General features: G+C 75.3%; 7 protein-coding genes. 2 read left to right on the plus strand and 5 right to left on the minus strand.

Annotated elements, in window-relative coordinates:
* The first annotated feature begins 24 nt into the window (after positions 1-24).
* Positions 25-1,635: a CHASE3 domain-containing protein gene (locus ACFW6B_RS02475; RefSeq protein WP_386591708.1), complete on the plus strand. Its 1,611-nt coding sequence runs from the start codon at positions 25-27 to the stop codon at positions 1,633-1,635.
* Positions 1,632-2,081 (plus strand): response regulator, encoded by a 450-nt coding sequence (locus tag ACFW6B_RS02480; protein ID WP_386591448.1) that lies wholly within the window; start codon positions 1,632-1,634, stop codon positions 2,079-2,081. Before ACFW6B_RS02475 ends, ACFW6B_RS02480 begins: the two co-directional genes overlap by 4 nt.
* Here ACFW6B_RS02480 and ACFW6B_RS02485 read toward each other — a convergent pair whose 3' ends face one another.
* The 5 genes from ACFW6B_RS02485 to ACFW6B_RS02505 form a co-directional block, all read right to left on the minus strand.
* On the minus strand, positions 2,082-4,091 hold the full coding sequence (locus tag ACFW6B_RS02485) for a hypothetical protein (RefSeq protein WP_386591449.1): 2,010 nt from the start codon (positions 4,089-4,091) through the stop codon (positions 2,082-2,084).
* On the minus strand, positions 4,088-7,801 hold the full coding sequence (locus ACFW6B_RS02490; protein WP_386591450.1) for a DUF5682 family protein: 3,714 nt from the start codon (positions 7,799-7,801) through the stop codon (positions 4,088-4,090). The genes ACFW6B_RS02485 and ACFW6B_RS02490 overlap by 4 nt, the downstream gene beginning before the upstream one ends.
* A complete protein-coding gene (locus ACFW6B_RS02495) occupies positions 7,798-8,958 on the minus strand; it encodes an AAA family ATPase (protein ID WP_386591452.1) in 1,161 nt (386 codons plus the stop codon). Before ACFW6B_RS02495 ends, ACFW6B_RS02490 begins: the two co-directional genes overlap by 4 nt.
* Before the next feature lie 109 nt (positions 8,959-9,067).
* Entirely contained in the window at positions 9,068-13,972 is a 4,905-nt protein-coding gene (locus tag ACFW6B_RS02500; protein ID WP_386591453.1) for a DNA-binding protein, read from the minus strand.
* Positions 13,969-14,835, minus strand: a complete 867-nt coding sequence (locus tag ACFW6B_RS02505; protein ID WP_386591454.1) for a DUF4132 domain-containing protein — start codon at positions 14,833-14,835, stop codon at positions 13,969-13,971. Before ACFW6B_RS02505 ends, ACFW6B_RS02500 begins: the two co-directional genes overlap by 4 nt.
* Positions 14,836-14,994: the final 159 nt, after the last annotated feature.

Raw genomic sequence — 14,994 nt, forward strand, 5'->3', positions numbered from 1 at the left:
GGCTTCGAGGACGGGACACGGAACATGACCGGCGCACGGTGGGCCGGACGCCGGCTGACGGTACAGGGCTGGATCAGGATGGTGCTGGCGCTCATGGCGCTGCTGGTGGTCGTGGGCGCCGTGGTCGGCGCGGGGCTGCTCCGGAGCACGGCCGCGGTCACCGACCATCTGCTCCTGGACGTCGAACCCGCGCAGACGGAGGCGTACCGGCTGCAGTCGGCCCTGGTGAACCAGGAGACGGGGATCCGCGGCTACGCCATCGCGGCCGACCGCCAGTTCCTCGACCCCTACCTGCAGGGCCGGAAGGACGAGGCGTACGCCGCCGCCCGGATGCGCGCCCTCATCGGCGACCGCCCCGGACTCCTCCGTGAACTGGAGACGGTCGAGAAGCGGGCGGCCGACTGGCGGCGCACCTACGCCGACCCCCTCGTGAAGGACATCACCCCGGGCGAGCCCCGCACGCTCGACCCCGTGACCGCCGAGCGCGGCAAGAAGTCCTTCGACCGCATCCGCGGCGCGTCGGCCGAGCAGATCGCCGGACTGGCGGCGGCGGTCGACCACGGCCAGGACCAGCTGGCGTCCGCGCGGTGGGTCCGTGACGCGGTGTTCACCGCCATGGTCGTGGTGTTCCTGCTGACCGGTGTGGTGCTGACGGTCCTGGTCCGCGTACTGGTGACACGTCCGCTGGACGACCTGCGCGTCGCCACCCGCCGGGTGGCACAGGGCGACTTCGACCACGCCATCGCCGGAGGCGGACCCGCAGACCTCACCGCCGTGGCGGGCGACGTCGAGGACATGCGGCAGCGCATCGTCGCCGAACTGGACGCCTCCCGCGAGCAGCGGGAGATCCTGGCGCGGCAGACCGCGGACCTGGACGCGCAGGCGGTGGAGCTGCGCCGCTCCAACGCCGAACTCGAACAGTTCGCGTACGTGGCCTCCCACGACCTCCAGGAACCGCTGCGGAAGGTCGCCTCGTTCTGCCAGCTGCTGGAGAAACGCTACGGCGACCAACTGGACGACCGCGCGCGGCAGTACATCGACTTCGCCGTCGACGGCGCCAAACGCATGCAGGTCCTCATCAACGACCTGCTCACCTTCTCCCGGGTGGGCCGCGTCAATGACGCCCGCCTGCCGGTCGACCTGGACCGGGCGCTCAGCAAGGCACTGGCGAACCTGGACGGTTCGGTCGCCGAGAGCGGCGCGCGCATCGACCGGCCGGACGAACTGCCCCAGGTCGTCGGGGATCCGACCCTGGCCACGATGCTCTGGCAGAACCTGGTCGGCAACGCCGTCAAGTTCCGCAGGCCCGACCGCCCCCCGCACGTCCGCATCACCTGTGCGCGGGACCCGGAGGACCCCGGAGCCTGGCGCTTCTGCGTCACCGACAACGGCATCGGGATCCCCGGCGAGTTCGAGGAGAAGGTCTTCGTCATCTTCCAGCGGCTGCACAGCCGCGACGCCTACGGTGGAACCGGCATCGGCCTCGCGCTGTGCAAGAAGATCGTCGAACACCACGGCGGCCGCATCTGGATCGACACCACCCACACCGACGGCACGCGCTTCTGCTTCACCGTCCCGTCCGCCGGCACGGCGGACGCCCTTCACGACAGCACCGAGGACAAGGCCCTGACATGACGACCCCCGCCGGCACCCCCATCGACGTCCTCCTCGTGGAGGACGACCCGGGCGACGAGCTGATGACCCGGGAGGCGTTCGAGGACAACAAGATCGGCAACACCCTCCACGTGGTGCGCGACGGCGAGGAGGCGCTCGACTTCCTCTACCGGCGCGCCGCCCACACCGGGGCGCCCCGCCCCGACCTGATCCTCCTCGACCTCAACCTGCCCAAGTACGACGGCCGCCAGGTCCTGGAGAAGATCAAGTCGGACCCGGCGCTGTCCCACATCCCGGTCGTCGTCCTCACCACCTCGGCGGCGGAGGAGGACATCCTGCGCAGCTACAAGCTGCACGCCAACGCCTACGTCACCAAGCCGGTCGATCTGGACCAGTTCATCGCGGCCGTCCGCCAGATCGACGACTTCTTCGTCCAGGTGGTGCGCCTGCCACGGCAGAACGGCTGATCAGGAACCGGCGGCCCCCGGCTGCCAGGTGGCCTGCACCAGGGCCCGTTCGACGCCCGCCAGATAGACGGCCGCGGCGAGCCAGGCCCGTGCGTAGCGGTCCGGGTCGGCCCCGCCCGTCCGGCCGAAGACGTCCCGGGTGCGCCGGTCGGCCTCCGCGGCGAGGCCGGCCGCCAGGTCCGCGGCCGTCGGGAAACCACCGCGCCGCAAGGCAGCCCCGTCCCCGCGCAGATCGCCGTCGCGCGCGGGTTCCGCGACGGCCCTGCGGCCGCCCGAGACGGCGACCTCGACCAGCCGCCGCAGCCGCCACAGCGGTGCCTGCGCCAGCGGGTCCGGCGCCTCGCCGCCCGGTCCGTCCACGACGGCGGCGCGTACGACGTCCGGCGGCGGGAAGTGCGCGCCCTCCAGCCGGTCGTAGCCCAGGTCGGCGTGGCCCCGCCACTCCGCGGGCAGCCGCAGCGTCGCCTCGGTTCCCGGCAGCGGGGCGACGGCCAGCGGGCGGAGCGTGGCGGCGCGGTCCGGGTCCAGCCGGCCGACGACCCGCAACCGCAGTCCCGGCCGGGAGGCCAGCCGGCGGAAGTTGGCCGTGTGGGCGAGGCCCGGGTGAGCGGAGGCCGGGGCCAGCCGCATCAGAACGCCCTCGGCGTCCGGCCGCCCGGCGGGCAGCTCCCGGGCGATCAGGTGCTCCCCGGCCGCCCCGACGAGGACCAGGTCGCAGCCGACCAGCTCGCGGGCCGCCTGCTCGGCGCTCTCCGGATCGGCGTCCGGAGCCGCCGTCAGCCGTTCGGTGACGGCCTCGGCGAGCGGACGGGCGAACAGCGCGGCGAGGGGCCCCGAGGTCCACGACCCGCCCGCGAGCGGAGTCGCCCGCACCCCCTTGCCCGAGCCGAGACGGCCGTCCGACGACACGGTCGCACCGGAGATCAGCAGCCCGCCGCGGGCGAGCTGGGCGTGATCGAGGTTTCCCGAGCCGAGCGCCACGGTCGCGGTGGCCGCGCCCTGGGCGCGGGCCGGTCCGCCGGGCTTGACGTCGGCGACCGAGAACCAGCGGCCGTCGTCGGAGACGACATGGGTGACGACACCGCCGTACCCCGTGGCGGAGATCACCGGCTCGCTGCAGACCCCGTGCACCCGCAGGCTGCCGGCCGGCCGGTAGGCGCGGCGGGCGGTGCCGATCACCGTGGGCCCCGGCGCCCCCGCGTCCAGCAGGGCCGTGGTCAGGAGCAGTTCCCGTACCTGTGCGACGAGGTCGGCCAGCCGGTGGCCGTCGTGCCGGGCGCGTGCGCCCCGCAGCCCTCGTACGACCCGCAGCGCGGCCGCCTCGGCGCGGTGCAGTCCGGCGAGACGGGCCGTGTGCGCGGCCCTCAGCAACTCGGCCTGGGGGACCGCGCCCGCAGCGGGCACCCCGGCGGCGAGCAGGGCCGCGGCCGCCGACCACAGTTCGGACGCGGCGGCCACCTGGGCGTCGGTGAGGGCGACGGGCTCCGCCGGCTCGGTGACGGTTTCTGTGGGGAGCGCCCCGGCGGACGCGGCGGTGGATTCCCCCGCGGGGCCGGCGGTGTGCGGCACCCCGGGAGCGGGGGCGGGCGGCACCCCCGGAACGGTGGCGGGCGGGGCGTCGGCGACAGCCGTGGCCGCGGCGCCGGTGGCCGCGTCGGCGACCGTGCCGGAGTCCTCCGGCCGCGCGCCGTCGCCACCGGTCTCCGCCTCGGCGTCCGGGTCGGCCAGCGGGCAGGCGCCGAGGACGGCGGCCCGGTGCAGGCACCGGGGGGCGAGCAGACAACTGCACACCACCTGGTCCGCGTCCGTGACGGAGCCGGACGGGCCGGGGGAGAGCACGACCTCCGCGTCCTCACCGCACCGCACGCGCCGGACCGTGCCGTCGGTGACGACCGGCAGGGCCGTGTACGACGCGATCGCGGCGTCCAGCTTCTTGCGCAGCCTGCTGGTCAGGCCCTCCACGGCGGAGGCGACCACATCGGGCACCACCGGGGGCAGTTCGGCGTTCAACGGGCTTCTCCGCGGAGACGGTCGCCCACCCAGCGGGCGAGGGCGAGGGGACTGAGCGCGGCGACGGGCATGCCGGCCGCGACGAGTTGCTGCGCGACGGGCACCGAGTAGCGCGGGGTGCCGGTGTCGTCCAGGGCGGCGCACCCCATCAGGTGAACCCCGGAGCTCGCCAGGGCCCGTACCTCGCCGAGGAGCCCGCCCAGCGGGTAGCCCTCCTCGAAGTCGCTCACCACGACCACGAGGGTCCGGCTGGGCACGGTGACCAGGGAACGGGCGTGGCTGAGCCCGGCCGCGATGTGGGTGCCGCCGCCGACCCGCACTTCCAGGAGCAGCGACAGCGGGTCGTCGACCCGGTCCGTCAGGTCGATCACGTCCGTCGAGAACGCGAGGAAGTGCGTGGACAGGGTGGGCACACCGCCCAGCACGGCCGCCGTCAGGGCCGACCAGACGACGGATGCCTCCATCGACCCGGACACGTCGACCACGAGGATCAGCCGCCAGTCGGCCTCCTTGCGCGAGCGGGTGCTGAACACCGGCCGCTCGGGAACCACCACGGTCCGTCCGTCTGCCGTGCGGTGGGTGTGGGCCAGGTTGGCCCGCAGGGTGCGCGGCAGGTCGAGCCGGCCGCCGGGCCGCCTCGTGGGGCGGGGCGTCGCGAGCCCGGTGAGGGCCGGGCGCATCCGGGTGGCGAGTTCCTCGGCCAGCTCGTCGACCAGACGGCGTACGAGCGGGCGCAGGCGGGCCAGCTGCTTCTCCGGCATTCCGCCGGCCAGGGACAGCACCGAGGTCAGCAGGTCGACCGAGGGGCGGACCGAGGCCGGGTCGAGTTCGGCCAGTACGTCATTGCGCCCCTGGTCGGCGGCGCGGGCCAGCACCTCCTCCCGGACCTGCGACCCGAACAGCGCCTCCAGTTCCTCGGCCCACTCACGGGCCGTCGGGAAGGACGCCTCCCGGCCGCCGCCCCGGCCGGGGGAACCGCCTTCCCGGCCGAGGTCGGAGGAACCCTCGCCGCGGCCGGTGCCGTACAGCTCGTCGAGCGCGTGCGCGTAGCGGCGGGCGTTCTGCGGGAGCTTGTCGGTCTCACGGCCGAGGAGCAGCCGCCAGCGGTCGGCGGGCGTGATCCGCGGAGGGCCGGACGGTGGTGCGGTGGCCGCCGCGGCCGAGGAGTACGGCGGTGCCACGGGCGTGGACACGGAGTGCCCGGCTCCGGTCCGGCCGGGGACCGCGCGGATCCCGGAGTCCTCCGTCCGGATGACGTCCGTGTCCGCAGGCAGACCCAGCGCGCCGAGTGCCGCGAGTCCCGCCGCGTCCGCGGCCGTCCACAGGGCGAGGAGGTGCGGCGAGACGGTGAGCGACAGGTCGGGACGGTCGCCCAGCCGCTCGGTCACGGTGTGCAGGAGACGGTCGCGGCCCGCGGGGGTGAGCGTGTCGAAGCCTCCGCGCAGGGCGGGCAGCCGGTCCAGGAAGCCCTGGTCGGTGAGCGTGTCCACGCGGTCCAGGAGCGGGTCGAGCGCCGTCGGCGCCGACTGGAGCAGCGCGGCCGCGCCACTGAGCAGCCCGCCGAGACGGCGGCCCAGGGCGTGTCGCGTCTCCGGGCCGGTGGCCGTGTCGATCCAGCCCGCGACGCGCGCGCCGAGGACGGCGGAGTCGTCGAGGTCGAGCAGCACCCGGGCGGCCAGCGCGGCGCCCTGGACGAGCGGCGAGCCGGTGCGGGCGAGGGCGCCGAGAGCGTCGTCCATCCGCAGTCCGAGGCGGTGTTCACCGGCCCGCGAGGCCAGTTCGACGAGCGCCGCCGTGTCCTCCGGCCGGTCGCTGCCCGCCAGCCCGGGCAGGGTGCGGACCGCCGATTCCAGCAGCTCGGCGGCCAGTTCGGCGGCGGCCTGCCGGGTGTCGGGACCGGTGCCGGGCAGATGGCCGCGGCACAGCGCCTCCAACAGGTCGAGCGCGGCGAGGAGCTCGGGCAGAGTGGCCGAGGCGGGGAAGAGCGCGGCGGCGTCGGCGAGCCGCTCCGACACGAGCGCGGGCAGATCGCAGCGGGCGGCGGCGCCGAGTGCCGCGAGGACCTGGGCACAGGTGGGCCCGCCGTCCGCGGACTCCCGGCGGAAGGTCTCCCGCAGGGTTCCCTCGGCGGCCAGGGCGGGGGTCACTCCCCGTATTCCGGCCAGGTCCAGCCGTACGGGGACGGCCGGGCTCCAGGACACCCGCCAGCGGGTGGTGAGCGCGGACGCGTCGCCCGTACCGGCCACGGCCACGGTCTCGCCGTAGCCCGCGCCGCACACGGCGAGGCGCTGGAGCAGGACCTCGCGGCGGCCGTCGAGCGCGGAGCGGAGCGGGTCGAGCCGCAGCTCGCGCGCCGCGGGGTCCTCGGGGCCGGGCAGCCGCAGCGCGGCCACCTCCGCCTCCACGCACGGACCGAGGCCCGAGCGGGGTGTGCCCGGCGCGATCCGGCCCCGGTCGGTGCCGACCAGGACCACTTCGAGCGCCCGCGCGAGGGCCCGGCCGCGGCCCAGCGGTTCGCCCTGTCCCATCACGCTCGTCAGCGCTTCGAGGACCTCGCCCCGTCCCGGCGCCGCGAGTCCGCGCACCCGCGCGAGGTCGCCCGCCATCCGCAGGGTCTCGGCGGCCTCGCCCGTGCCGGCGGGGTGTCCGGCCGAGCGCAGTTCCCGGCACACGTCGGTGATCGCCCGCGCCGCCGCCTCCCCCACCCGCTCGGGGTCGCCACCGGCCCGGAACACCGCCTGCTGCCAGCGCGGGTCCCGGATGCCCGCCGGGTAGCCGGAACGGGAGTCCAGCAGGTCGAAGGCGTAGGGGACGAGGGACGTGACGACGTCCGGGGTCTCGGGACGGACACCGCGGCCGGCCGGAGTCGGGACCCCGCCCGCGGCACCTGACCCTGAACCTGAGCTCGAGACCGAACCTGAACCCGAGCTCGAACCCGGCGCCGGATCCGGGTCCGGACCCGTCCCGGCCGTCGTGGCCGTCAGCGCCGGGGCGTGGAACGCGCCGACGACGGCCGCGACCCGGCGTCCGCCGTCCGCCGCGCGGGCGATCGTCTCGCGCATGTGCGCCTCACGGGCCAGGTCGAGCGCCGGTGCGCCGCCCGAGGCCTCGGCGTCGCCGCGCAGCGCCCAGCCGACACCGAGCGCGGCGCGGCGGATCGCCTCGGGAGTGGATCCCGGGGCGAGGACCTCCACACAGCGGTCCCACAGGTCGTCACCGTCACGGCCGGTCCCGGACGCGGCGAGCGCGTTCCCGAAGGAGACGGGCGCGGCCAGGGCCGCCTCCTCGGCGACCGCGGACCGCGTGTCACCGGACGGGAGGGGGCCGTCGGCGTCCGACCGGGGATCGCTCCACCGGGGATCGGACATCGGCAGATCGCAGCACACGACGTCAGCTCCCCGGTCCCGCGCCCAGCGGACCGCCGCCAGCTCAGGGGAGAAGTCGGCGAACGGATAGAAGCCGAGCCGGCCGTTCTCACCGGCCCCGGCGAGCGCGACCGGCGCGACGGTGCCCGGGGCGGCCAGATGGGGCAGCCACGCCTGGAAGTCGGCCGGCAGCTCCACGCACACGACCTCCGCCCCGAACGCGTCGAGCAGGGCGGGCACCGCCGAGGCGAGCGCCGGGCTGTGGTGCCGTACGCCCAGCAGGTACGGCGCCAGGGAGTCGGCGAGGGCGGTGACGGCCGCCCGTGGATCCTGGGTGTACGTCACCGGAGGTTCTCCCGCAGGTCCCAGAGCCTGCGCCACAGCGCGGAGCCGTCCTCGGCGCGGCGGCGCACCGGGCCGTCCCAGTAGCCGAGCAGACGTGCGTGGTCGGCGGGGTCGTCCTTGCGGACGACGCCCAGCAGGTGACCGGGGACCAGGTCGAGGGAGTCGGCCCCGGGAAGATAGGCGGCGGCCACCCCGAGGGAGACCGCGACCTGCACCGCCTCGGCCGTCGACATGACCGTGCCCGGCCGTTCCACGTCCCAGCCCTCGGCCGAACGGCCGGCCCTCAGGTCGCGGAAGACCGTGACCAGCACGTCCAGGACCGCGTCGTCGACCCCGAAGGCGGCACCCGCCCGCTCGACGGCCGCGACGGCCTGCCGCCGTACGAGCGCGGTCTCGGCCTCGACGTCGGCGATCGGGTGGACGGTCTCGAAGTTGAAGCGGCGCTTGAGCGCGGCGGACATCTCCGAGACCCCGCGGTCGCGGAGGTTGGCGGTGGCGATGACGGTGAACCCGGGGGCGGCCGCGACCTGCGCGTCGTCGGTGCCGGCCAGTTCGGGCACGCTCATCCGCCGGTCGGACAGGATCGACACCAGCGCGTCCTGCACCTCGGGCAGACAGCGGGTGATCTCCTCGACGCGGGCCACCCGCCCGGCCCGCATGGCGGCCAGCACCGGGGAGTCGACCAGCGCCGTCGGCGTCGGGCCCTGGGCGAGCAGCAGGGCGTAGTTCCACCCGTAGCGCAGGGCGTCCTCGGTGGTGCCCGCGGTGCCCTGGACGGTCAGCGCGCTGGTGCCGCAGACGGCGGCGGACAGCAGCTCGGAGAGCATGGACTTGGCCGTGCCCGGCTCACCGACCAGCAGGAGACCGCGCTCTCCGGCGAGGGTGACGACACACCGTTCCACCAGGGCGCGTTCGCCGACGAACTTGGGGGTGATCACGAGCTTGTCGGGCAGCGTGTCGTGGCGCTCGGGGAGTGCGAGGGGCTCGCCGGAGCTGCCGCACACGAAGGTGATGACGGCGCGCGGTGTCAGCCGCCAGCCGGGCGGACGGGGGCCCGCGTCGTGGGCGGCGAGGAAGGCGAGTTCGGTGGCGTGGCGCTCCTCGGCGGGCAGGGTCTGCCGCGCCGGAAGGGCCGTCGCCGTGTCGGTCGAGGGCATGCGTGTTCCTTGTTCGGTAGGTACGTGTGTCGCAGGTCTGTCGTGGGTGTGTCGTGAGTGGCGGAGGCGCCGGGGCCCGTGCCGGTGGAGGCCGGGCCCCGGCGGTGTGTCAGCGGCGGCGGTTCGGCCGTGTCTCGAACTTCTCGAACCGGGGTCCGCCGCCTTCCTGGACCTGCCGCCAGACCCTCCGGTACAGGTCCGCGACCGGTTCGGTCGGCACGATCACGGAGAGCAGGGCCTCCTCGCGCCACAGCAGGTCGTCGTACAGCGGCCGCTTCCACTGCTCCAGCGGAACGCGCGGAGCCTTCGGCACCACCCAGCCGCCGGGCAGGAACAGCGAACGCCCGGCCCTGGTGCGGCTGGCCTCCACGACCAGGTCGGTGGCCGCCAGTTCGGCACGGGCCGCCTTGAGGCGGGCCGGCTTCCACCCCGTCCAGCGGGCCGTCATCCGGTCCGTCGGGTCGGGCATGGCGAGCAGCATCAGATAGAGCGCGGCGGCGTCCTCCCCGAGGCCGTGCTCCTTGGCGGCCTCCGTCACCAGGTCCGGCACCGAGCGGGTCGGGTCCTGCGGCCACCAGGTGCCGTCCTTGCCCCGCTCACCCGCCTGCGGGTCGCCCGGATCGGAGAGCAGGGCCTCGAAGCGGGCCGAGCGGGCCAGCCGCAGGGCCACCTCCACCTGGTAGGGACGCTGGCCCTCGACGCGCAGCGCGGGCAGGTACGGGTCCTGGCCCGCCTCGTCGAGCAGCGAGACCCGCAGGGCGGGGGAGGGCTGGTCGTCGTGCGTGGCGAGGACGACGGCACCGTAGCGCTCGAAGCCCTTGCCGACCTCGGTCGGCGCTCCCGCCGTCTTCCGGAAGGCGGTGAGGCTGACGTACTGGTTGAGGTCGAGCATCAGCCCGGGGTGCGAGAGCCGGTCGCGGACGGCGTCGAGAGCGGCGGGCAGCGCGGCACGGATCGGATCGCCGGCCGGCAGCCGGTGGGCGAGCCAGGCGGCGAGCCCCACGAAGCCGAGCAGGACCGGTCCGCCGAATCCGGCCCCGTCCTGGTCCACGCACTTGACCCGGTCGCCGTCGACCGCCCACTCCAGGTCACGGGTGAGCCGGGGCTCACCGGCCGGGTCCAGCAGGGCGGGCAGCGCCTGGCGGACGTTCCACTGCCCGTGCTTGAAGGCGCGCACCGCGTCGCCGAGCAACTCCTCGGGAACGGCGGCGCGCCGGCCCACCCTGCTGTTCCAGACCTCGGCCGCGGCGGCCCAGTCCGGTCCCTCGGTCCACAGGCGGGCGGGCTCGGCGGGCAGCAGCGCGGCCACGACCGCGGCACGGACCACCGGATCCACCTGGCGCAGTTCCTCCTTGGCCACGGCCGCCGCGGCGGACTTCACCCCGATGTCCCGGCACGCCTGCGCGGTCAGGAACGACCGTTCGTAGACGTCGACCCGGGGCAGACCGGCCACGATCAGCCGGGCCATGGTGTCGGTGACGCCCGTCAGACGGGCGAACTCCTCGGCGGCCTGCGGGAACCAGGGTGCCGGGCCGTGTACGGACAGCTCCGCGAGGAACGCGCCGAGCCGGCCCGCGCGCCCGTCCTCGCCCAGCGGGGCCGATTCCCGGAGCTCATAGGGCTCCGGGACCTCGAAGCGCCCGGCCGGATCGTGGAAGAAGCCGGTGAAGACACAGCCGTCGTCGTCCTGCGACAGACGTCCCACCACGGCGACGAAGGAACCGCCGCCCAGCGGCAGCACACCGTTCCACGCGCCCTCGCGCCAATCGCCCGACGGGGTGCGCAGCACGCCCGCCCCGAGGCGCAGCTCCACCTTGCGCCAGTGCGAGCGCCCGGCCTCCGGCATCAGACCCAGGGCGTCGAACTCGGCGAGCAGCGCCTGCAGGGCCGCACGGTGATCGTCGGAAGTGGTGCAGGCAGCGGCCCGGAAGGCCAGGGCGGGCACGCGGTCGAGCAGGTTCTCCAGGTGCGGCTGGCCGACGGGCACCCGCCGTCCGTCGAGGTGCAGGGGTGCCGCCGGTCCCTCCACCGCGGCCGCGTCGGTGAGCCGGGCCGCCCGCCCGAACTCGCGCAGGGCACGGAAGACGGTGTCGGCCTCCTCGTCCCGGTTCCACCAGTAGCGGGTCGTTCCGGACAGCCCGTTCGTGGCCTCGAGGAGCACGGTGTCCGGCGGGCCGGCCGGGCCCTCCTCCTGCGGGCCGCCGTCGAGGGCGCGGGTGAGCCGGGCCGCCACCGCGTCCAGGACGGCCTGCTGGCCGCCCGCGTGCCGGACGACACCGGCGATACCGGCGACCAGCGCGTCGTGGGTGACCGGCAGGAGGGAACGGATCGCCTCGGGCAGGGCGTCCTTGTCCTCGTGGCCGGCGGCGGACAGCAGGGCCGCCGCCGTGTCGCGGTCGACGCGCCGCAGCGACGCGGAGCCCTCGAGGTCGCGGGCCGTCAGACACTCCCAGTACTGCACCGGCGGCAGCAGCAGCGAGCCCTCGCCGTAGGCTCCGGGCACGCGGTCGGTCTTGGCCACCGAGGTGGTGACGCCGTCCGCGTCCACGATGGCGAGGCTCCAGCTCTCGCGGACGACCGCCCGCGCCTCCTCCGCGCCGGGGAAGACCACCAGCGTCGAGGGCCGGGCGACGTCCGCGGGCAGGGTGACGGTGTGTCCGGCCAGGTCCTGGGTGCGCACGGAGCCGTCGGGCAGCTTCACCGAGCGCAGACCGACCAGACCGTCCACGGGCGCGGAGGCGGGCGTGGCGCCGGCGGTCGGCGACGGGCTCAGCCGGCCCCCGCCGAACGTGCTGCCCTCGGGGGTGTCCCGCAGGGCGTCGGCGAGGAAGGCGGGCCTGCTCGCCCGGCCGCGCTCACCCGTCGTCGGGTCGTACTCGTACCAGTCGTGCGTGCCGTCGTCCGAGCTCCACACCCAGTACGAGACGCCGTCGCAGAGCAGCTGGTGCTCCTCGGGCAGGGTGGTGTCCCCGGCGTGCAGGACGCCACCGCCGCCGGTCGTGCGGCCGCCGCCGGGCAGGGGCAGGGTGATCGGGCCGTTGCCCTGGTACCAGTCCATGCGGGTGCCCCGGGTGTTCCGGGCTCCCTCCAGGGACAGCAGGTGGTCGGGGCGGGTGTGCCAGTAGCCGCGCAGGCCGTCCTTGTGGTCGTTCCAGTAGACGAGGAGCTCCCCGTCCACGTGGTGGAAGCCCGGGTCGCCCCAGGTGCTGTTCGCCGGGATCCGCAGGTCGTGGGTGAGCAGCGTGCCCTCGGCGCCGATCACCCGTGCCTGGGCGGCTCCGGCCACCACGAGGTGGGGCCAGGCGTCGGCGACGACCACGTCCTCGACGTCGGCCTTGGGGACGAGGGAGGCGACCGCGTCCTCCCAGGCGGGCCAGCCGAGTTCGTCGAAGAGCCCCGCCCGCAGGGTGCGCGCCAGCACCGGAGCGAGGTCGGTGGCGGCCGCGGCACGCACCTCGTCCTCGGCCAGCGCCAGCGCCTCGGCGGGCAGCCACTTCAGCCGGGCCAGCGCGTCGGGCAGCTGGGGCAGGCCGACCGCGGTGAACCGCCGCACGACCGCGCGCACCCACTCCGCGAGCAGGGGAGCGCCGCCCGGCGACACCGCCAGGAGCGCGATCGCCCGCCGCGACTGGTCGTCGTTGCAGAACCGGTCCGCGCCCCGGTGGAACGCCCCGTGGAAGCGGCTGTCGGCGGCCAGCGACACCAGGTCGCGGCGTCCTTCGCCGAGGGCCCACTGCGTCAGCAGCAGCGCGTCGCCCTTGTGCGGGGCGGCCACCGGAACGTCCAGCGACAGCAGCAGGTCGATCAGGTCGAGATCGTGGACGACCCTCAACGCGGCACCGGACGCGGCGAGTTCGGTCCGCAACCGGTCGGCGGTCCGTTCCACCAGCGAATACAGCTCGGCCATGCGGCTGGGATCACGCCAGGACCGGGTCCGCTGCCGGTAGGCCAGGAACCGCTCCAGCCAGCCCGCGGCACCGTCCTGCGGCCGCTGCTCCCCGGGCAGGGAGGCGTCCCACAGCCCGGCGGTGGCGCCGGAGGCCTCCAGCATCTCCAGCCACATCGCCGGCATGTCGCTGTCGTGGGCGGCGGGCATCAGATCGAGCAGGACGCCCCGCACCCGCGGCTCGCGCGTGGCCAGGGCGACCAGCGCCGTGCGGTGGCCCTTCCACCAGCCGGCCGGCGCGCGCAGGGTCGCCGGCAGCGTGAGGAGTTCGCGGACGTACTCCTGCTCGGCGAGGTTCGCGTCCAGTCCGGCCGCCCGGGCCAGCTTGCGCAGGTCGTTCGCCATCTGCACCGACGGCGGCAGCCCGCCCGCGGTGCGGCGCAGGCACAGCCGGGTGAAGCGCCGCAGCGCGTCCTCGGCCGGCACGCGCGCCGCCAGCTCCCTGGCGTAGGCGGACAGCACCTTGACCGGGAGGGCACCGGCGAGCGCGAACTCCAGGAACACGGCGTCCAGCCGCTCCTCCTGCACCGCGAGGCCGTGCTCCGCCTCGGCCTTGCGGGCACGGGTGAAGAGCTGGGCCGCGTAGGTGGCGTTCTCCTCCGCGAGGAACACGCGCCCGGCCTGCTCGTAGAACGTCGGCAGGAAGTGCGGCACCGAGGCGGCCAGCCGGTCCCCGAGTTCCACGAAGGCGTCGAGGGCGGCCTTCGGACGGGACTTGACCTGCCGGGAGGCCCGCTCCAGGTCCGGTACCACGCGCAGCGCGTGGTGACCGTCCTTCGGGTGGTGCACGAGCACCCACTCCGGGAAGCCCAGCGACTGGCGCGGCCCCAGCCCGACGACGACGGGTTCGGCGTCCTGCTCCAGGCCGAGGAACCCTGCGGCCAGGTCCTCCGCCGCACCCAGCTCGCCCGCGACCAGCCGCACCACCACCCGGTCGTCCAGGCCCGGGTGACGGTACGTCCGCGCCGTCAGCGGCACGCCCAGCTCGCCCGCCCCCTCCGTGCCGGGCGGCAGCACCGCTCCCGCCGTCAGCAGTTCCTCGTACGACACCTGCGTCCCCCCGCTCATGCGTTCTTGCCCTCCTCGATGACGCGCCCGGCGTACAGCGCCGCGGCCATCCGCATCCCCTCCGACCAGGCGACGGGCCCCACCTCGCCCAGCGGCAGGGCGCGGCCCTCCTGGTCCCGCCAGGTGAGCGCTCCGGTCTCGACCTCGCTGTCCCAGTACGGCTCCCCGATCCACACCGAGGACTCGAGGGTGCGTCCGCCGTCCCGCACCCGGGCGGTCGCGTAACCCCCGGAGACGCGGTAGCCGAGCGAACTCGCCCGCGCGGCGAGCGCGAAACGGGAGCGGAACGAGCCGCCGGCGAAGTCCCTCACCTCGGTGGCCTTCGCGCGGAGGTCCTCGGGCCGGTGCCATGTCGCCCGGTGGATCTGCTCGACCCGCTGCACGATGCCCAGTTCGGCCGCGAAGTCGCGCAGGTCGTCGAGGTCGGGGAGCAGCACCGGGTGCGGCAGCGTGACCGTGCGCGGGGCTATCCGGACGGTCTCGCCGTCCAGGTTCACCAGCCGCAGTTCGCCGGCGTCGGTGGCGCCGCGCAGGAAGCCCACGTCGTCCGGGTCGTCACCGACCACCACCAGGTCGCGCAGCGCGGACTGCCACGCCTCGTCGGGCCACACCCGGGCCAGCAGCCCGGTGGGCACGGGCAGCGACGACACCATCCACGCGTCGACCTGCTCCACACACGCCGAGGCATGACGGTCGAGCCACTCGGCGAAGCGCCGCAGCCGGTCCACCTCCGGGTGGTCCTTCAGCGCGCGCGGGAGCGACTTCAACTGCCGTCCCGCCGCCCGGCCCGAGGTGGCACGCGCCGCCACCCGCCCTTCCACAAGGGCGACTTCATACCCGTCACCCGCCGCCAGCCACCCCACGAGCCACAGCCTTCCGCATCGAGGAAACCAGATGAGAGCACAGTTCACCCAGGTCAGTCCGTCCCGGGTGGAGTGCGACTATGCAGCGAACGCTAGCGTCGGCCACTGACAACCGGCCCCCGTACCCCCAGATCGCGGGCACCGCACCCGAGCCGGAGC

It is taken from the genome of Streptomyces sp. NPDC058751 (assembly GCF_042746485.1).
GTDB lineage: Bacteria > Actinomycetota > Actinomycetes > Streptomycetales > Streptomycetaceae > Streptomyces.

Bases quoted from the DNA above. Each gene is read 5' to 3' on its own strand.
- ACFW6B_RS02480 (WP_386591448.1), top strand. From the start codon at position 1,632: ATGACGACCCCCGCCGGCACCCCCATCGACGTCCTCCTCGTGGAGGAC.
- ACFW6B_RS02500 (WP_386591453.1), bottom strand. From the start codon at position 13,972: ATGAGCGGGGGGACGCAGGTGTCGTACGAGGAACTGCTGACGGCGGGA.
- ACFW6B_RS02495 (WP_386591452.1), bottom strand. From the start codon at position 8,958: ATGCCCTCGACCGACACGGCGACGGCCCTTCCGGCGCGGCAGACCCTG.
- ACFW6B_RS02475 (WP_386591708.1), top strand. From the start codon at position 25: ATGACCGGCGCACGGTGGGCCGGACGCCGGCTGACGGTACAGGGCTGG.